This is a genomic window from Streptomyces sp. NBC_01471 (assembly GCF_041438865.1).
Taxonomy (GTDB): domain Bacteria; phylum Actinomycetota; class Actinomycetes; order Streptomycetales; family Streptomycetaceae; genus Streptomyces.
The window spans coordinates 6,963,438-6,981,209 of record NZ_CP109450.1 but is presented as its reverse complement, the minus strand read 5'-3'; the positions used below and the strand labels follow the sequence as shown (position 1 = coordinate 6,981,209).

The window sequence follows — 17,772 nt, the reverse complement described above, 5'->3', positions numbered from 1 at the left end:
TCGCGGCATGGCATGGATGCGCTGCCGCTCTGCTCGCCCGCGGCAGTCTTCACGACAAGCTCACAATGCTTCATCTTGGCAGGTGCTGGTCCAGGCCATAACGTACGTGACGCATTGCGCTCGGTCCTGGCTCGTTTCGAGCAGAAATCGACACAGTGAGTGCGCGGATCGGCGTGGTTCCCGCAGCCGCTTCCATGGGGTCGTGCGGTCGCTCACCGCTGCACTCCGGACGGGAGACACCATGCCCACAAAGTTCCGGATCGCCGCACTGGCTGCCGCGGCGTCACTCGGCGCGGCAGCCCTTGCCGCCCCCGCATCGGCCCACACTCCGCCGGCGACGGTCCTCACCCCGTACGGACGCGTTCCGCAGTCCGATGTCGTGCAGGTCGACAGCCACCAGACCCTCAAGGTCGTCAACGGGCAGGTGGAGAAGGTGGACCTGCGCAACCACGCCGTCCTCGCCCGCCTCGGCGCCGCGGCCTCCGGACCGGCCGCGGCCGACCCCTACCGTCATGCCGCGAGCCTGCGCGCCCAGGCAGGAGTCGCGGCAGCCCCGAGCGACACCGGCCTCGGGGGCAACTGCCCGGCCGACTGGGGCCCGACCGACATCCAGTCGTTCAACACCACCTGGACGGTGCCGCCGAAACCGTCGGACTCGACGAGCACGACGACGTTCTTCATCTGGAACGGACTGGACGGCGGCGCGTTGCAGCCCGTCCTCCAGTGGGGCAACGGAACGGCGGCCTATCAGATCGCGAACTGGTACTACGTCGGCGGCAAGTACGCCCACGGCACCTACCTGAGCGTCTCACCCGGCACGTCCCTGACCGGAAAGATCGACTACGTGTCCGAGAGCAACGGCACCTACACCTACAAGGAGTCGTTCGCCGGATATCCGTCCGCCGACGTCACGGTGAACCGGACCAGCGCCGCCGACGGCGTCATCGAGTGCTTCGAGCCCTACACCGACGGGGACGCATCGAAGAACCCGGATGCACCCGATGTGGCGATGAAGAACATCAACCTGACCGGCCAGCCGGGACACACCGCACCGCCCACCATCGCCTGGACCGGAAACAGTTCCGCGGCGAGCACCAAAGTCGTCAACGACAGCAGTTCCAACGGCGAAGTGGACCTCTACTTCAACGGCATCTAGGCAGCGCCCACGGGCGGCCGGCCTCTCCTCGTCCCGGGCCGCACCGTCCTGATGGCAGCCGACGGAGACCCCGCGAGCGCATGGTCCGAGCATGCGGTCCGGGGTCTCCGTCCGGTCGGCCCCGGTCCTCGCCGCCGCCGTGTGGCCGTGCGGGCGCCGACGGATACCATGGGTGGTACGCGCCGTTTGTCCTTCCCGGGCGTGGTTGCGATCGCTCCTGTACCGGCACCGCGTCTCCTGGCTCCGGAACACCGCTCGCGACCGGATGCATGTGAGAGGAACCAGCGTGATCAAGGTCGAGCGCGTCATCCATCTGCCTCATCCCCCGGAGGCGGTCACCGCCTACCTCGCCGATTTCTCGCGCACCGAGAGCTGGGATCCGGGCACGGTGAGCTGTCGGCGTATCGATTCCGGGCCCTTGTCAGTGGGCGCCGAGTGGCAGAACATCTCGGAGTTCCGGGGGCGCCGGACCGAGCTGCGCTACACGCTGACCCGGCGGGACGCCGGCCGTCTGGTGTTCGTCGGCCGCAACAAGACGGCCACATCGACCGACGATCTGAGCATCGAGGCCCAGGGCGAGGGGACGCGGCTGACGTATCGCGCGCAGATCGCCTTCCACGGTGCCGCGCGCCTCGCTTCCCCCTTCCTGAAGCGCGAGTTCGAGCGACTCGGCGACGAAGTGTCCGAGCAGCTCCCCGCGGCGGTGGACCGGGCCCTGGGTTCCACCCCCCGTTGAGGCGCGCTGCCCCGTCGGCGGTGGACCGTACCGTGAGTACGCCTTCGCCCGAGCCACCCGGGACGCATCGCCGGTCCGTACGCGTGTGCCCCCTCAGGGCTTGACGCGGCGCACGATCGCCTTGACGAGTTCCGTCTTCGCGACCCGCAGCGCGAACCGCCCGCCGGTGCCCGATGCCGACCGCGCGTACCAGGGCAGCCCCCGGTGACGCCATTTGGCCGGGGCGAGGTCCTTGGGGAGCGCGGGCAGCGGCATCGTCCACTCCCCTCGGGCTCCGAGACGGAGTTCGCCGGTCCATACCCCGGCCGCGAGGTCTCGTACGTTCACCCGCGCGGCGAAGTCGTCGCTGTGCGGGGCCCGCAGGACGGGGACGACCGCCACCACCCCGGTGTCTGCGGTGTCTGCGGTGAGAGCGATGGTCAGGGGTACGTCCGGGTGTTCCGCGAGCGTGCTGGTTCCGCTGATCACCAGTTCGGTCGGGTCGTCCGCCGACCAGCGCGCCGTGCCAATGACCAAGTGGGGCGTGACCCGGTGCTTCTTCTCACCGATGTCGAGGGTGAGGTTTCCGTACGGCTTGGTGGTGTGCAGCGTGATCGCGCGCGGGGCGTCACCGGCGCCGGTGACGATGTGTGTGGCGGGTCGGCCGGAGACACCGCCGGCGCGCTTGCTGCCGATGCGGACCTCGCGCGTGATGCCCTGCGCGCCGATCGCCAGACACATGTCCCACAGCCCGTCGGCGAGTGGCTCGCCGGCGGCAGCGGTGGCGAGGTCGACCGCCGCCGCAAACCCTGCCCTCCGGTACGCGTACCGGCCCTGGTCCTCGTCGGCCCCGAGTGCCGGCGTCCCGGTGTGCGTCACGGGAAGCCGGTACTCCGTCCTGCTGTCCCGCTCGCGCAGCACGAGTTCGGTGGTGACGTCCCGCGTCTCGACCCGGTGCAGGTACGCGTGCCCGGCCAGGTGCAGTGTGGTGCCGCGCAGTTCGGCGCGGGCGACGTGGTGGCGCACGCCGAGCTGGGCCGTGACGTCGTAACACGAGTCGGGAACGGGGCGGGCCGGGTCGCGGAAGAAGGGGTAGCGGGCGTACGCGTGGCCGTTCTCGATGAGAACGGGGGTGGACACCTCGGTCCTGGCCAGCTCCCTTTCGAACCGGACGAGCTCGACCACCTCGTCGAGCATCTCGTGCCGTACGAGGTGCAGCCGCAGCCGGGCCATGGCGGAGAGCCGGTCGTTCATCCCCTCGTGCCAGATCAGGGCGACGGTCTCCGCGAGCCGGGCGAGGGTCTTCTCCTGCTGGTCCCGGGGTTCGAGCATGAGGTGACTGAGAACGTTCTGCACCTCGACGGTCAGATGCCGGTGCGCCAGGTGGTCTCGGCCGGGGCCGGGCGGGACGTTCGCGAGGAGTAGGTCGATCATGTGCGGGAGGAAGCGCAGTCTGGGCTCCGAACCCGTGGTGCGCACGGTGGTGTTGCCCCCGTCGTCGCGCAGAGTGCAGAAGAGACAGTCGTAGTCGGCGACGACGGAGATCCCTGATGCGCGAAGGTATGCCAGGGCGGTGAACGGCTGGTCCTCGCCGATGGGCAGGCCGGTCGGAAAGCGCAGGCCGTGCTGTTCCAGCAGCTCGCGGCGGAACAGCTTCAGCGGGTTCAGGGCCCAGTAGACCCGCGAGCTGTAGACGTCGGTCTTCGGCTGGTTGCGCTTGAACATCGACATGGGCAGGCTGCGTCCGCCGATGCCCACCATCTTGCCCAGCACGATGTCGGTACCGTTCCTCCGGGCCATGGCCACCATGCGCTCCAGGGCTTCCGGCCCCAGGTGGTCGTCGGCGTCCAGGAAGAAGACGAACTCACCCCGGGCGTGGTCGAGCCCGACGTTGCGAGGGGCCGAAGGGCCACCTGAATTCTCCTGGTGGATGACCCGTATGAGGCCCGGGTACAGCGCGGAGAGGCGTTCGAGCTCCTCCCCCGTTCCGTCGGTGGATCCGTCATCGACCGCGATGACCTCCAGCACGTCCCGGCCCGTCGTCTGTTCGGCCACGGAGCTTATGGAGCGCGTCACATAAGGCATCGCGTTGTAGGCAGCGACGATCACCGAGACGGTGGGTCTGACCATCTTCATGCTCTCCAAGGCACGGGATGCACCCCACTTTTCACTGACTCCGATGTCAGCGCCGCCGGCTCCCTCGCGGGCGCCGACTGCGCACACTTAAGAGAAGGTGAGGGTCCAATGAGAATTGTGAAGGTAGCATGAACTGATCATGACTTCACCGCCGTTCTCTCGCGAAACCCGGTCCCGACGCATGCCATCAACAGCCGGTTGTGCGGGGCACGTTGCACGGGGCACCGACGACCGCCGGACTGCCCACAGTCACGCCCCGCCCGCGTCTGGTCCCGCCGCGCCCGCACCACACTCCGTAGCAGGTCAGGGGGCGGCGAAGTCCTGGACCCACAGGCGATGAGAAGGCGGGCCCTGCACGGCGACACCGGTGTGCCGATAGGAGCAGTTGAGAATGTTGGCCCGGTGTTCGGGGCTGCGCAGCCAGCCCCGAACGGCTTCTTGGGCGTCACGGGGGCCGAGAAACAGGTTCTCGCCCGCCAGGTGCCAGCGGTAGCCGACCCTGCGGATGCGCCCTCCGGGTGTGGAGCCGTCGCTGCCGGTGTGGGAGTAGCGGTCGTTCCGGATCAGGTCCCGCGCCTGGTGACGGGCTGCGCGACTGATCTGCGGACTGATCCGGAGAGGAGCGCACCCGCTCTGCGCGCGGGCCGCATTGACCAGGCGCAGAACGCGCCGCTCGGCTGCTGCGGCGGTCTTGGCGCGGGCCACGACTGGGGGTGCGGCGACAAGAAGTGATGCCAGGACCAGCACGAGCACGGTGATCGCTTTCCTCACAGCAGACCCCTTTCGTGGTGCGGACGCGGAGACTGCGCCGTCCTGGACGACCGACGTTCGACAGGCGCGCCGTTGATCATTCAGATGCCACGTGACCGGTTTGCGCAAGGGGGCGATATGCCGAATCGTTTCGGTGAGCGCTTGGGTAGATTTCCCGAGCCTCTCAAGCCTCTTGGTTTCATAAAACGTTCGCCTCACGCCTGGGTGCCGAGTGGCCATGAAGCCTCAGCAGTGACGTGACTCGAAGATCCGGTGGATTGACTCCCACGGATACGGAATCTCCCGGCTCTCGTCCTGCAGCCTTCCGTAGAACTCCGTCACAACCGCCGCGAGCGGCGCATGTCGGGTGAGGATCGCCATGGCTTCAGACGGGCCGGGCGGAGGGTGTTCCCCTCCGGCGCAGGCGCGTATCAGTGCCTCGCGCTCCACCCGCCCGTACCCGTAGAGGTGAGTGATCAGCCAGTTCACCAGGTAACTGAGCGTGTACGCGCGATCGTACGTTCTGTGCCTGTCGAAGAATTCGGCCTCGGCGGCCGACAGGTCGAACCGGGAGGAGAGCGCCAGGCCGTAATCCGTGAAGTAGAGGCGCCGGCCGTCAGTCAGAATGTTCTGGAAGTGGGCATCCAGGTGCAGGAGTCCGTGGTCGTTCATGAAAGCGGTACCGCCCACCAATTCCCTCTCCACCAGGGAAAGGGCCCGGTCGGCGGTCTGGTCGCCGGCCCGTACCTGCTGGGTCAGCCACGCGTGAAGTGTCTGAGGGATGTACTCCAGAAACAGCACCAGGCTCGCCGAGGACTGCTGGACGGCCTCGATACGCCGGCGCACCTCCGGTCCGCCTCCCCAATAGGACACGGCCCGCTCCACGTCGGCCAGTTCCTCCGGAAGTGCCGGTGCCGTATCCGGCAGTACGCGCCAGTGATACATCAGCGGGAACCCCTGGCGCTGGCCCGCCAGCACCCAGTTCGTGGTCATGGTGTGAGCAGCGAGCTCCCGCCACGCCCCGAAGCCCGGACCGCCGATGCCGTACTGGCAGAAGACGGGCAGGCCGAATACGTTCGCCGTGGACCGGACGTGTTCGGGCCGAAGCTCCACATCGGTCAGGGGCACCCGCTTCACGAAGACCGGCGTACCGGCCACCTCCAGGAGCGCCGAGCTGCCACCGATACCGGAGCCGAGCGGTGTGGCGGTGTCCATGAGTTCACTCAGCCCCCGGTCACTGCACAGGGACAGGGACGTGGAAACGGTGCCGTACGCAGCCCGACGCGCACCGGTCAACACAGCAGGGCCCTCCGTCGCGTCCACTACCGCTCATTCTGCAGGGTCCGGTCAGTCACGGCGCCGCCCCCTCACCACTGCGTCACCATCTCCTCCAACGGGGGCCGTTCGACCTGGACAGGCTTCAACAGTGTGTGGCAGCGTCAGCGGTGCATGGAATTCCAATTCCACTATGCGAAAGCCTGTCTGGCGGAGCAATGACGGACCTACGTCGATGAGGGGGTGCATGTCTGTGGTGGGACCGCTTTCGCTGGGTCAGCTCCCGGACCGGCACGACATCCTCCGGGATCTTCTGAGCACCCGGCAGCATGAGGCGAACAACGCCGCGCTCCGGGCACTCCCCCACGGCGTCGGCAGGGAGCAGGCCCGCACGGCCTTATGTGCCGCCGTCGCCCGCCAGGTCGCGGCAGCGGTGGAGATGCCGGTCTCCAGCGTCGTCCTCGCGGCCTACGTCCGCAGCAAGGAGTCCCGTTGAAGGAGATCGCCCCCACCCGGGATTCGTTCCAGGAGATCGCCGCCGCGGCGGGCCGGCTGCTGTCCGGGCTGACGGGGCTCCACGACACAGATGTCCCGAAGCCCTCCCGGCTGCCCGGCTGGACCCGCGGCCATGTTCTCAGCCACCTTGCCCGCCAGGCCCCCGCACTGGAACGGCTGCTGGAGTGGGCCCGTACCGGGGTGGAGACACCCCAGTACGCGAACCGGGGGGCCCGCAACGCGGAGATCGAGGCGGGCGCCCACCGTCCCGCCGCGGTCCAGCTGGCCGCCGTCCGGGAGAGCTCCGCGCACTTCCAGCACGTCATCGAGACGCTGCCCGCCGCCGCCTGGCGGGCGACGATCAGGCCCTTCACGGGTGAACTCTGCACCCCGCAGCGGATCCTGGTCATCCGGCTGCGCGAACTCGAACTGCACCACGTGGATCTGGACATCGGCTACGGGTGGGACGACATTCCCGCGTCGGCGCGGCAGATCATCCTGGCCGATGTCCTCGGCTACTACGCCGAGGCCGACGGTGTACCGGACTTCACCCTGCGCGAGACCGGTGGCGATGTGCTCGGCCGGTTCGGTACGGGCGGCCCGGTCGTCACCGGTTCGGCCGCGAACGCACTCGCCTGGCTGGCCGGCCGGTCCGGCGGGACGGGACTCACACCCGCGGCCGGTCTCCCCGTACTCCCGCCGTGGCTCTGACCGTTGGCGTCGGACGAACCGCCGGGCGGGGGCGACGCAGCAGGGGCCGAGGCAGCAGGGGTCGGCGCGGCAAGGACCGATGAGTCGGGAAGGCGAGCGGACATGGCGGATACGGACCTCCCACATGCGGGCGCCCGGCACCCCGGTGGGCAGGAGCACTCCGATGTTCAGCTGTTCAGCCGCGCGTTCACCGCGCGACCCGAACCGCCACGCACCACCAGCATCTCCCGCACCGTCCACCTCCCGCATCGTCCACCTGCGGAACCGACACGTCCGGCAGGACCCCGACACCCGAGAAGGACAGACCTTGAGCCTGACCGCCCGACGGCACACCCTCGACGACTGGTTCACGGCATCGGTCGCGGTCCACGGCGACCGCGCCGCGCTGGAGACCGGCGACACCGTGCTGACCTACACCGAACTCTCCCTCCTCGCCGACCACTTGGCGGCAGCGCTCTCCAGCGGCCGGGGCGGGAAGCCGCCGCGCAGGGTGGGGCTGCTGGCAGGTCGCAGTGTCGTCGCCTACGCGGGGTACCTGGCCATCCAGCGCATCGGCGCCACCGTCGTGCCGCTCGGTCCCGCGTATCCCGCCGGGCGGAACGCCGGGATCGTGCGTCAGGCGTCGCTCGACGCGGTCCTCAGCGACGGGACCGCCGAACAGCCCGGCCAACTGGGTGTGCCCGCACTTGAGATGACGGACGGCGAGCTGCTGCGCCACCTCGGCTCCCCCGCCCCGGAGACGTCCGTCGCCGGGGCGGGCCCCGATGACCTGGCGTACATCATGTTCACCTCCGGATCCACCGGGGTCCCCCAGGGCGTCCCCATCCAGCAGCGGAACATCTGTGCCTACCTCGCCCACGCCGTACCGCACCGCGGAGCCGGCCCCGGCGACCGCTTCTCGCAGACCTTCGAGCTGACCTTCGACCCCTCCATCCTCGACATGTACACCGCGTGGGGCAGCGGCGCCACGCTGGTCGTACCGGCCCGTGCCGAGCTGCTGGCACCGGTCCGCTTCGTCAACCGGCACGCCCTCACCCACTGGAACTCCGTGCCGTCGGTCATCTCGCTGGCGAAACGGCTGCGCGCGCTCGGCCCCGGAAGCATGCCGACGCTGCGGGCCAGCATGTTCTGCGGGGAGCCGCTGACACTCCAGCAGGCGCGGGCCTGGCAGCGGGCCGCGCCGAACAGTTCCCTGGAGAACGCCTACGGTCCGACCGAACTCACCGTCACCTGCACCGCGTACCGGCTGCCCGAGGACCCGGGGCACTGGCCGGCCCCCGCCAACGGCACGGTGCCGATAGGGACCCTCAGCCCCGGGATGGAACACCGCCTGTTCAGGAGCGAGCTGTGCGTCCGCGGTCCGCAGCGCTTCCCGGGCTATCTCGACCCGGACAACAACGCCGGCCGGTTCCTCGAAGCCGACGGGGCCCCGTACGATCCGGCCGGCGCACTCACCGACGCGCACTGGTACCGCACCGGCGACCGCGTCGCCCTGCTGCCGCCCGACGAACCCGCCGGGTCACGTGACCTGCCGCTGGTGCACATCGGGCGGAGCGACCAGCAGATACAGGTGCACGGGTACCGGGTCGAACTGGGCGAGGTCGAAGCGGCGCTGCGCGTACAGCCGGGAGTCAGCGGCGCGGCCGCCGTCCCGCTGGCCACCCGGGCGGGCACCGAGATCGCCGCCGCCTACACGGGGGCCACCGACAGTGAGAACGATCTCCGCGTGGCGCTCCACGACCGCCTCCCCGCCTATATGGTGCCCGCCGTACTGGCCCGGCTGGAGGCCCTGCCGCTGAACGCGAACGGCAAGGTCGACCGTGCGGCGCTCGGCGCGGCCCTGGGCGCGGGGCCGGGGGCGCGGTGAGCACGGAGGAGGGCAGCGTGGCGCACGGGCGTATCCGGGGTCACAGCGGGACGGCGGAATGACCGGGGCCTGTCTCCGGTTGACCCCGACGGCACCCACCGTGCCAGTTCCGGCCAGCCGTTTCCCCGAGGAGCCCGCCAAGTGACCACCACCGCCTCCGCCGACCGTGCGGCCCAGATCCTGTCCCGGCCCGTCGTCCTGAACGGCCTGACCGTTCCGAACCGGATCGCGATGGCGCCCATGACCCGGCAGTTCTCCCCCGGCGGCATACCGGGCGAGGACGTGGTCTCGTACTACGCGCGCCGGGCCGCAGCCGGTGTCGGCCTGATCGTCACCGAAGGCACCTACGTCGATCACGCGTCGGCCGGGGAGAGCGACCGCGTCCCCCGCTTCCACGGCGAGGACCAGCTCGCGGGCTGGGCGAGGGTCGCGGACGCCGTGCACGCGGCGGGCGGCACGATCGTGCCCCAGCTGTGGCACATCGGCATGGCCCGCAACGCCGGGCAGCCACCGTTCCCCGACGCCCCGGCCATGGGCCCCTCCGGCCTCCGCCTCCCGGAAGGGACCGGGGACGACGGCAAGGCCATGACGCAGCAGGACCTGGACGACGTGATCGGCGCGTTCGCGCAGGCCGCGGCCGCCGCCGAGCGCATCGGCTTCGACGGGGTCGAGCTGCACGGCGCCCACGGCTACCTCATCGACCAGTTCCTGTGGCAGGGGACCAACCGGCGGACCGACGCGTACGGCGGTGACCCGGTGGCCCGCACCAGGTTCGCGGCGGAGATCGTGGCCGCGGTGCGCGCGGCGGTCTCGCCGTCGTTCCCGGTGATCTTCCGCTTCTCCCAGTGGAAGATGCAGTCGTACGAGGCGAGGCTCGCCGGGACCCCCGAGGAGCTGGAGGCCCTGCTGACCCCGCTGGCCGGAGCCGGAGTGGACGCCTTCCACGCCTCCACCCGCCGCTACTGGGTCCCGGAGTTCGACGGATCCGACCTCAACCTCGCCGGCTGGACGAAGAAGCTCAGCGGCAAGCCGGTCATCACGGTCGGGTCGGTGGGCCTGGACGACGAGTTCACCGGCGCTTTCCGCGGCCAGGGCTCGCGGGTCAAGGGGATCGAAAACCTCCTCGACCGTCTGGAGCGCGACGAGTTCGACCTGGTCGCCGTGGGCCGTGCGCTGCTGCACGACCCCCAGTGGGCGGCCAAGGTGCTGGAGGGACGGTTCGGTGAGCTGGCCGCGTACGACCCGGCGGCCCTGAGCACGCTCAGCTGACCCGAGCCCCGCTGCCCACCCGGAGCCGGTCGGGTCGCGGACCCGGATGCGCGAGCGAGCAGCCCCACTGATATGTTCTCCGGCACACAGGACGCGTACCGGCCGCCGCAGCGGCAGCCCGCCGGTCAGGTGCCCCGCACCCGGCAGCCCGTCCCGTATGACGTACACACCGAGATCGTCGGCCTCGACGGTCCCCGGAAGCGCCCCTCCCACGCACCGTCGTGAGAGGGGCTGCTGTGATTTCGGCGCGTGTCCGCCGGGGCGCTCCGGGGAGGGAGGGCGACGGTCTTTTCTGTTTCCCGCCCGGTCACGCCCACGGAAGGCATGAAGCCATGGACATCGATGGATTCTCCCGCCAGTTCGCCAGGACCCGCCGCTTCACCCTCGGTGCCCCGCGGCAGTTCACCGTCTCCCCCGACGGCGAACGGGTGCTCTTCCTGCGGTCCGCGAGCGGCACCGACGCTCGCGGCCTGCTCTGGATGTACGCGCACGGGCAGGAGCACCTGCTCGCCGGGCACCCCGCGCCCTCGGCGGGTGTGACCGCGTACGCCACGGACCGGGACGCGCGGGTCGTCGCCTGGAGCGCGGACGGCGAACTCTGGACCGTCCGTACGGAACCCGGCCCGGATCCCCGCCCCGGCAGCGCCCCGGACCTGCCGGAGCACAGCGAGGCCACCGGCGTCCCGCGCCGCATCCGCACCGCCGGCCCGGTGACCGACCCCCGGCCCTCACCCGACGGCACCCTGATCGCTTACGTCACCGGCGGCGCCCTGCACGTCGTACGGACCGACGGGACCGGTGACCGGCTGCTGGCCGCACCCGAGGACGCGGATGTCACCTACGGGCTCGCCGACTACTGCGCGATGGCCTCCATCGGCAGGTCACGCGGGTACTGGTGGTCCCCGGAGAGCGATGCGCTGCTCGTCGCCCGGGTCGACACCTCGATGGTGCGGCGCCGCTGGATCGCCGACCCCGCCGCCCCGGAGAGAGAGCCCGTCGCCATCCGCTACCCGGCGGCCGGCACCCCCAACGCCGAGACCTCGCTGCTCGTGATCACGGCCGGGGGCGACCGCACCCCGGTCCGGCTCCCCCGCACGGCACCCGAAGGACGGACACCGGCCGGCGCGTGGCACGCCCCCGCCTTCGAGTACCTGGTCTCCGCGTCCTGGGAGGACGCCGGCCCCGTCGCCGTCCTCCAGACCCGGGACCAGCGCACGGTGTGGGTCGTCGCCGCCGACCCGGCGGGCGGCGGGTACGAGGTGCGGGCCCGGGTGTCCGACGAGACCTGGGTGGCATTCCCGCCCGGTACGCCGCTGCGCACCCCCGCAGGTGTCCTGGTTCTTCCCTCGGTACGCGGCGACGTGCGCGGAATCCGGATCGGCGATGCCGTCAGCCCCGACGGACTGTACGTCCGCGAAGTGGTGGGCCCGGTGGGCGAGCGGGTCTTCTTCACCGCGGGCGAGGAGCCGACGGAGGTCCATGTCTGGTCGTACGAGGAGGGCCCCGGGTTCACCCGGCTGACGGAGGAGCCCGGTGTGCACACGGCCGCCGCCGGTGGACCCACACTGGTCGTCGACAGCAGGACGGAGAGCGGCCAGGCGGTGACGGTCCGCCGGGCCGGGCGGCCGGACGGACGGATCGCGGTGCTCACCGAGGAGCCGCTCGTCACCCCGTTGCCGGTCCATCTCACCCTCGGCGCACGCGAGTTGCGCAGCCGACTGCACCTCCCCTCCTGGTACCAGCCCGGTCAGGAGCGGCTGCCGGTCCTGCTCAGCCCGTACTCGGGCCCCGGTCTGCAGGTGGTGACGCGGGGGCGCGGCTGGTACACCGCCGTCTGCCAGTGGTACGCCGAGCAGGGCTTCGCCGTGCTGGCCACGGACGGACGCGGCACCCCCGGGCGGGGCATCGCGTGGGAGCGGGCCATCGTCGGCGACCGGCTGGGGCCCGTGCTCGACGACCAGGTCGACGCCCTGCACGCGGCCGCGGAGCGGTACGACGCCCTGGGCCTGGGGCGGGTGGCGATCCGGGGCTGGTCGTACAGCGGCTATCTCGCCGCGGGGGCCGTGCTGCACCGCCCCGACGTGTTCCACGCGGCGGTCGCGGGCGCCGCGCCCGCGGACCGGCGGCTGTACGACAGTTACTGGGAGGAGCGCTTCCTCGGCCACCCGGACGTCCAGCCCGAGGGGTACGAACGCTCCTCGCTGCTCCCCCACGCGCACCGGCTCTCCCGGCCGCTGATGCTGGTGCACGGGCTGGCCGACGACAATGTGGCCCCCGCCCATACCCTGCGCCTGTCGGCCGCCCTGCTGGCCGCCGGCCGGCCGCACACCGTTCTGCCGCTGTCCGGTACGGGGCACCTGGTGCACGGCGAGGGCGTGGCTGACCGGCTGCTGCTGCTCGAACTCGGTTTCCTCAAGGATGCGTTGGCGCGGCGGACCGAGGGGATCTGATCAGCCTTCCGCCGGGTTCCCGGGCCGCTTCCAGCTCGCGAGTACGTCGTCGGTCGTGGTGATCGTCGCGACGAGCGCGAGGGTGTTGCGGATCATCGCGGGGGTGTAGTCGGCGGGCACCCCCGCGATGGCGTCCGCCGGCACCACCACCGTGTAGCCGAGATTGACGGCGTCGAAGACCGCGTTGGGGATGGCCACGTTCGCCGAGACCCCGGTGACGACCAGCGTGCGGCAGCCCATGTTGCGCAGCAGCGCGTCGACGTCCGTGCCCGCGAGGGGCGAGAGGCCGTGCAGTCTCCGTACGACGAGGTCCGTGTCCGCCACCTCGACCGGTTCGGCCACCCGGACCGCCGGCGAACCCGTGTGCTGCTGGACGGGGAGGCGTCCGGCCGCCCGGAAGAGCCGGGCGTTCCGGTTGGCGCCCCGCCCGTCGGGGCGCCGTTCCGCCACCGCGTGCATCACCTGCACCCCTGCTTCATGGGCACGGGCGACCAACTGGGCGACGCGTTCAAGGGCTCCCGACTCCCGTGCCTCGGAGGCCAGTTCGGGCAGGGCGCTGGTCCGGCCGACCACGCCCTCCTGGCACTCGACGGTGAGCAGGACCGCCGTGGCGGGATCGAGCTGCTGCGCAAGCTGTTCGGACGACGGCATGGGGCCTCTCACCTCTCGTGGAACCCGGCCCGGCGGGCGGGGCCGGGCGCGCGAGGCTAACGCCCATTGCGTGATGACGGAAGAGACCCCATGCTTTCTGACACTTAGTCAGGAGCCGCCGAAACAAGGGGAGAAGCCGTATGACCGACACCCAGCGCCGAGGCCGCAGGATCATGATGACGGACGCTGAGCGCGACGCCTTCCTCGGCGAGCAGCGCACCTGCCGGGTGGCCACCGTGTCGGCCGACGGCCGTCCGCACGTCGGCGCCCTCTGGTTCCTCTGGGACGGGACATCACTGTGGCTCTACTCGCTGACCCGCAGCCGCCGCTGGGCCCAGCTGTCCGGGGACCCGCGCCTGGCCGTGGTGGTCGACGACGGCGAGGAGTACGGCGAGCTGCGCGGCGTGGAGCTCTCGGGCAGCGCGGTCGTGGTCGGCGAGACACCCCGTACGGGAGAGCCCTGCCCCGAACTCGACGCGCCGGAGAAGCTGTTCGCACGCAAGAACTTCGGGATGGATCTCATGCCGTACGACGGGCGCCACGCCTGGCTGCGTCTGACCCCGGACGCCGTCGTGTCCTGGGACTTCCGCAAGCTCGGCTGACCGGGCCGGCCGCTGCCGGTGGCACACCGGCTCGCAGTGCCGCAGATCGCTGCCGCGCCCGCACGGGGCCGGGTGTGTGCCGCCGGCCGGTGGCCAACGGCACGGTCGCGCCCCGCAGGGTGCCGGGCGCGATACGCCCCGGTCCGCCGTCGTGAACGGTCAGCGCGCGGTGAGCGGTCAGGGCCGGGATGCCCAGGGCGGCGCCGAGTCCGGACGGAGCATGGCCGGGCAGGGCGACGGCATGCCCGTCAGGGACCGGCGTGTACTGCTGCGCCGTTCCCCAGGGCCGCTCCCAGGCGGCCTCCCAGATCCACACCCGCGGTCCGACCCGCGCCGGATCGACCCCCGGACCGACGGCGTCGATCACCCCGGCGCCGTCCTGGTGGGGCACCTGCTCACTCATGCCGGCGGCGATGCGCGGCTGCGGCTGCGGCAGTCGGTCGGGTTGATGCCCGAGCACGGGCAGAGCGGCGGGGCCGGTCAGTCGTAGCGTCTGCCCGGCGCGGGTCCGGCCGCCGACGCGATGGCGTCGGCCACCGGGCCGATGTCGTCCGGGCCCAGCGCGGAGACCGTGACGCGCACCCCGGGTGGCGCCGCCATGCGGAAGCGGGCGCCGGGGGCGACGGCCCAGCCGGAGTGCAGCAGCCGTGCCACCGCCCCGGTCTCGTCCGGCACCGGCACCCACACATTCATTCCGCTGCGGCCGCAGGCCTCGATGCCCCGCTCCGCCAGGGCCCCGACGAGCGACTCCCGGCGCCGCCCGTACGACAGCGAGACCTCGGAGACATCGACGGCCCCCGAGGTCCACAGGTGGACGACCGCGCTCTGGAGCAGATGGCTGACCCAGCCGGGACCGAGGCGCTGGCGGCCCAGCACCCGGTCCACCGTGACCGCGTCACCGGTCAGCACGGCGAGCCGCAGATCGGGACCGTACGCCTTGGAAACCGACCGTACGAAAGCCCAGTTGTCCGCTGCCGCGGCCAGCGGGCTCAGCGGCAGGTCGACGATCCCGTGCCCGTGGTCGTCCTCGATGAGCAGGACACCGGGACGGTCCCGCAGAACGGTCCGCAGCGCCTCGGCGCGCGCGGAACTCACCGCCGCGCCTGTGGGGTTCTGCGCGCGGGCGGTGACCACGACCGCGCGGGCCCCTTCACGCAGCACCCGCTCCACCTCGCCGGGCAGCGGCCCCTCGCCGTCGAGCCCCATCGGCACCGCGCGCAGCCCCAGCGCGGGTACGAGATCCAGCAGAGCACCCCAGCCCGGATCCTCGATGGCGACGGAGTCACCCGGTTTGAGGTGCGCGGCCAGCACCCGCTCGATGCCGTCGAGCGAACCGGACACCACGGCGACCGGTCCGTCCGGGACACCGTCGGCGCCGAGGGCGGCGCGCGCCAGCCGTTCGAGCTCCGGGTCGACGCCCGCCTGCCCGTACATCACGGCCCGCCCGTCGCTGCGCGTGGCGGCGGCGGCCAGCGCATCGGCGAGCGGGGGCAGCAGGGCGCGGTCGGGACTGCCCGATGCGAGGTCCCGCACCCCGGCAGGGATGTCGGCCCTGATGGATTCGCGCGCCGTGCTGGCGGGCCGGGGCCGCACCCGGCTCCCCCTGCGCCCCGCCGTGGCGATCACACCACGGTCGCGGAGCATCCGGTACGCGGAGCCGACGGTGTTCGGATTGACACCCAACTGCACCGCCAACTCCCGCAGTGGTGGCAGCAGTTGCCCCGGAGCGAGCACGCCGGAGCCGACCGCCCGCTCCACGCTCGCCGCGATGTCCGTTGCACGACTGCCTTCGATCCCATACTCTCCTAGCACAAACAACATTATGCACTAATGCAATGGAGTACGCAATGTCCGAGACCCCTCCCGCCTCGCCCCAGCAGCAGGACGCGCCCTACGTGCCGACCGAGCGGACGGTGCCCACCCGCTCCCGGGAGCGCGCCTCGTACGATCGTGAACTGGTGCACTCGGTCCTGGACGAGGGATACGTCTGCCACTTGGGATTCGTCCGCGACGGTGCGCCCGTCGTACTGCCGACGCTGTACGCACGGGTCGGCGAGCGCCTCTACATCCACGGCTCGACGGGCTCCCGTCCGCTGCGGGCGGCAGGCGTGCCGGACCCCGGTATGGCTGCCTGCCTGACGGTCACTCATGTCGACGGACTCGTCCTGGCGCGGTCCGCCTTCCACCACTCGATCAACTACCGCTCCGTGGTGGTCCACGGCACGGCCCGCCAGGTCACCGACACCGACGAGCGGCGCACCGCTCTCGACGCGATCGTCGAGCAGGCGGTGCCCGGCAGGTCGCACGACTCACGCCCGGCCGACGCCAAGGAACTGGCGGCCACCGCCGTGGTCCGCCTGGACCTGGACGAGGTCTCCGCCAAGGTCCGCACCGGCGGCCCCAGCGACGAGCCCGAGGACCTCGCCCTGCCGTACTGGTCGGGTGTCGTACCGCTGAGCCGCGGATACGGCGCACCGGTTCCCGCGGACGACCTCGACCCGGCCATCACCCTGCCGGATTACCTCGCCCGCCTCTGAGAAACGGGCGAGGGGCGGGCGGCCCGGGCCGGCTCAGACCGGTACCGGCCGCCGCCGCGCGGCCGCCGCGCGCATCTCCCCGCAGGCGAGAGCGACCACTGCCGCGAGCAGCAGAAGCGTGCCGAGGGCGGTGCCCGCGGTGAGCCGCTCCCCGAGCAGGGCGACGGCGATGACCGCGGCGCTCACCGGTTCGAGCAGCATGATCACCGAGACCGTGGCGGACCGGACGACCGCGGCTCCCGCGAAGTACAGCACGTACGCCAGCGCGGTGGGGATCGCGGCCACATAGGCCAGCAGACCCACCACCCGGCCCGGTTCGACGGTGTGCGGAAGAAGCCCCTCGGCCACGGCGAGCGGCAGCAGGACGACGGTACCGACGGCGAGGGACCAGGCCGTCGTCGACAGCGGGTCGCCGCCGCCGCTGCTCCGGCCGAGCCACCGGGTCAGCAGGGTCATCGCCGCATACCCGGCGGCGGAGAGCAGCGCCCAGCCGACCCCGGCGGGACGTACGGCTCCGGTGCCGCTGCCCAGGACCAGCACCGCGAGACCGCCGAGCGCGCCCGCGACCGCGGTGACCCCGCCGCACCCCAGCCGCTCCCCCATGGTCAGCCGGGCACCGGCGGCGATGAGGACGGGACCGGCGCCGAGGGTGATGACGGTGGCCACGGCGAGCCCGGTGAACTGGACCGCGGCGAAGTAGGCGACCTGGAAGAGCGTGAACGCCAGGCCGGTAGCGGCGGTGCGCAGCGCCCGGCGTACGCGGGATCCGGTGCGGCGGTACACCACGCCCGGGCGGCGCACGGCCCGCACGGCGAGCAGCAGCACGAGGCCGCCCGCGCAGCGCCAGAAAGTGAGGGAGACGGGCCCGAGATCACTGGCCCGGTAGAGCAGCGAGGCCGCGGCCCCGGCGGTGCCCCACGCCGCTCCGGCAACGGACAACTGGATGAGACTGCGGCGGACGGACAGCCCGACGGCAGGGTTCGGCGCATGCGTCACGTACGTGCTCCATGAGGGATGACTGGGAAAGGGAAATGGCGGTCGCTGAACTCCGTGCGCGGGCAGCGACGAGCCGCTCGGGAACAACCCGAGCCCGGTCTCCGTCAGTGGATGCGGCCGCCCGCGCTATGCGGCGGGGGGCGGCAGTACGGTGAGATGCAT

Annotated in this window: 17 protein-coding genes; 11 read left to right on the top strand and 6 right to left on the bottom strand. The window is 71.6% G+C overall.

The genetic code is table 11. The features are described from left to right. The first annotated feature begins 241 nt into the window (after window positions 1-241). Window positions 242-1,156 (top strand): hypothetical protein, encoded by a 915-nt coding sequence (locus tag OG285_RS31345; RefSeq protein ID WP_371792848.1) that lies wholly within the window; start codon window positions 242-244, stop codon window positions 1,154-1,156. Window positions 1,157-1,442: 286 nt separating this feature from the next. Beyond that, on the top strand, window positions 1,443-1,892 hold the full coding sequence (locus OG285_RS31340) for an SRPBCC family protein (RefSeq protein WP_371792847.1): 450 nt from the start codon (window positions 1,443-1,445) through the stop codon (window positions 1,890-1,892). A gap of 93 nt (window positions 1,893-1,985) precedes the next feature. Here OG285_RS31340 and OG285_RS31335 read toward each other — a convergent pair whose 3' ends face one another. The 3 genes from OG285_RS31335 to OG285_RS31325 form a co-directional block, all read right to left on the bottom strand. Further along, on the bottom strand, window positions 1,986-4,007 hold the full coding sequence (locus OG285_RS31335; RefSeq protein ID WP_371792846.1) for a glycosyltransferase family 2 protein: 2,022 nt from the start codon (window positions 4,005-4,007) through the stop codon (window positions 1,986-1,988). 303 nt (window positions 4,008-4,310) lie between these two features. Then, window positions 4,311-4,778 carry a CAP domain-containing protein gene (locus OG285_RS31330; RefSeq protein WP_356832431.1) on the bottom strand — a complete coding sequence of 156 codons (468 nt, stop codon included), beginning with the start codon at window positions 4,776-4,778 and terminating at the stop codon, window positions 4,311-4,313. A 225-nt stretch (window positions 4,779-5,003) separates the two neighbouring features. Then, entirely contained in the window at window positions 5,004-6,056 is a 1,053-nt protein-coding gene (locus OG285_RS31325; RefSeq protein ID WP_371793659.1) for a protein kinase family protein, read from the bottom strand. A gap of 223 nt (window positions 6,057-6,279) precedes the next feature. Between OG285_RS31325 and OG285_RS31320 the strand changes: the two genes are divergently transcribed. From OG285_RS31320 to OG285_RS31295, 6 genes are all read left to right on the top strand, one after another. Next, window positions 6,280-6,528 carry a hypothetical protein gene (locus OG285_RS31320; RefSeq protein WP_371792845.1) on the top strand — a complete coding sequence of 83 codons (249 nt, stop codon included), beginning with the start codon at window positions 6,280-6,282 and terminating at the stop codon, window positions 6,526-6,528. After that, complete coding sequence (locus OG285_RS31315; protein WP_371792844.1) at window positions 6,525-7,238, top strand: maleylpyruvate isomerase family mycothiol-dependent enzyme; 714 nt, start codon at window positions 6,525-6,527, stop codon at window positions 7,236-7,238. The genes OG285_RS31320 and OG285_RS31315 overlap by 4 nt, the downstream gene beginning before the upstream one ends. A 307-nt stretch (window positions 7,239-7,545) precedes the next feature. Next, the gene (locus OG285_RS31310) at window positions 7,546-9,105 is read left to right on the top strand and encodes an AMP-binding protein (RefSeq protein ID WP_371792843.1); all 1,560 of its coding nucleotides are present in this window, start codon (window positions 7,546-7,548) and stop codon (window positions 9,103-9,105) included. Between the two features lie 141 nt (window positions 9,106-9,246). Next, window positions 9,247-10,374: an NADH:flavin oxidoreductase gene (locus OG285_RS31305; protein ID WP_371792842.1), complete on the top strand. Its 1,128-nt coding sequence runs from the start codon at window positions 9,247-9,249 to the stop codon at window positions 10,372-10,374. A 72-nt stretch (window positions 10,375-10,446) separates the two neighbouring features. Then, window positions 10,447-10,599: a hypothetical protein gene (locus OG285_RS31300; protein WP_371792841.1), complete on the top strand. Its 153-nt coding sequence runs from the start codon at window positions 10,447-10,449 to the stop codon at window positions 10,597-10,599. A gap of 107 nt (window positions 10,600-10,706) precedes the next feature. Further along, on the top strand, window positions 10,707-12,824 hold the full coding sequence (locus OG285_RS31295; RefSeq protein ID WP_371792840.1) for a prolyl oligopeptidase family serine peptidase: 2,118 nt from the start codon (window positions 10,707-10,709) through the stop codon (window positions 12,822-12,824). On the opposite strand, the gene OG285_RS31290 is transcribed toward OG285_RS31295, so the two are convergent. After that, window positions 12,825-13,475 (bottom strand): cysteine hydrolase, encoded by a 651-nt coding sequence (locus tag OG285_RS31290; RefSeq protein WP_371792839.1) that lies wholly within the window; start codon window positions 13,473-13,475, stop codon window positions 12,825-12,827. A 140-nt stretch (window positions 13,476-13,615) separates the two neighbouring features. Here OG285_RS31290 and OG285_RS31285 point away from each other — a divergent pair, with 140 nt between their 5' ends. Together OG285_RS31285 and OG285_RS31280 are read left to right on the top strand one after the other, a co-directional pair. Then, window positions 13,616-14,077, top strand: coding sequence for a pyridoxamine 5'-phosphate oxidase family protein (locus OG285_RS31285; RefSeq protein WP_371792838.1), 462 nt, complete (start codon window positions 13,616-13,618; stop codon window positions 14,075-14,077). Window positions 14,078-14,228: 151 nt separating this feature from the next. Next, on the top strand, window positions 14,229-14,567 hold the full coding sequence (locus OG285_RS31280; RefSeq protein ID WP_371792837.1) for a hypothetical protein: 339 nt from the start codon (window positions 14,229-14,231) through the stop codon (window positions 14,565-14,567). Here the strand turns inward: OG285_RS31280 and OG285_RS31275 are convergent. Then, window positions 14,558-15,889: an aminotransferase class I/II-fold pyridoxal phosphate-dependent enzyme gene (locus tag OG285_RS31275; protein WP_371792836.1), complete on the bottom strand. Its 1,332-nt coding sequence runs from the start codon at window positions 15,887-15,889 to the stop codon at window positions 14,558-14,560. The genes OG285_RS31280 and OG285_RS31275 overlap by 10 nt on opposite strands. 35 nt (window positions 15,890-15,924) lie before the next feature. Here OG285_RS31275 and OG285_RS31270 point away from each other — a divergent pair, with 35 nt between their 5' ends. After that, window positions 15,925-16,614: a pyridoxamine 5'-phosphate oxidase family protein gene (locus OG285_RS31270; RefSeq protein WP_371792835.1), complete on the top strand. Its 690-nt coding sequence runs from the start codon at window positions 15,925-15,927 to the stop codon at window positions 16,612-16,614. Window positions 16,615-16,647: 33 nt separating this feature from the next. Here OG285_RS31270 and OG285_RS31265 read toward each other — a convergent pair whose 3' ends face one another. Further along, window positions 16,648-17,610 carry a DMT family transporter gene (locus OG285_RS31265; protein ID WP_371792834.1) on the bottom strand — a complete coding sequence of 321 codons (963 nt, stop codon included), beginning with the start codon at window positions 17,608-17,610 and terminating at the stop codon, window positions 16,648-16,650. Window positions 17,611-17,772: the final 162 nt, after the last annotated feature.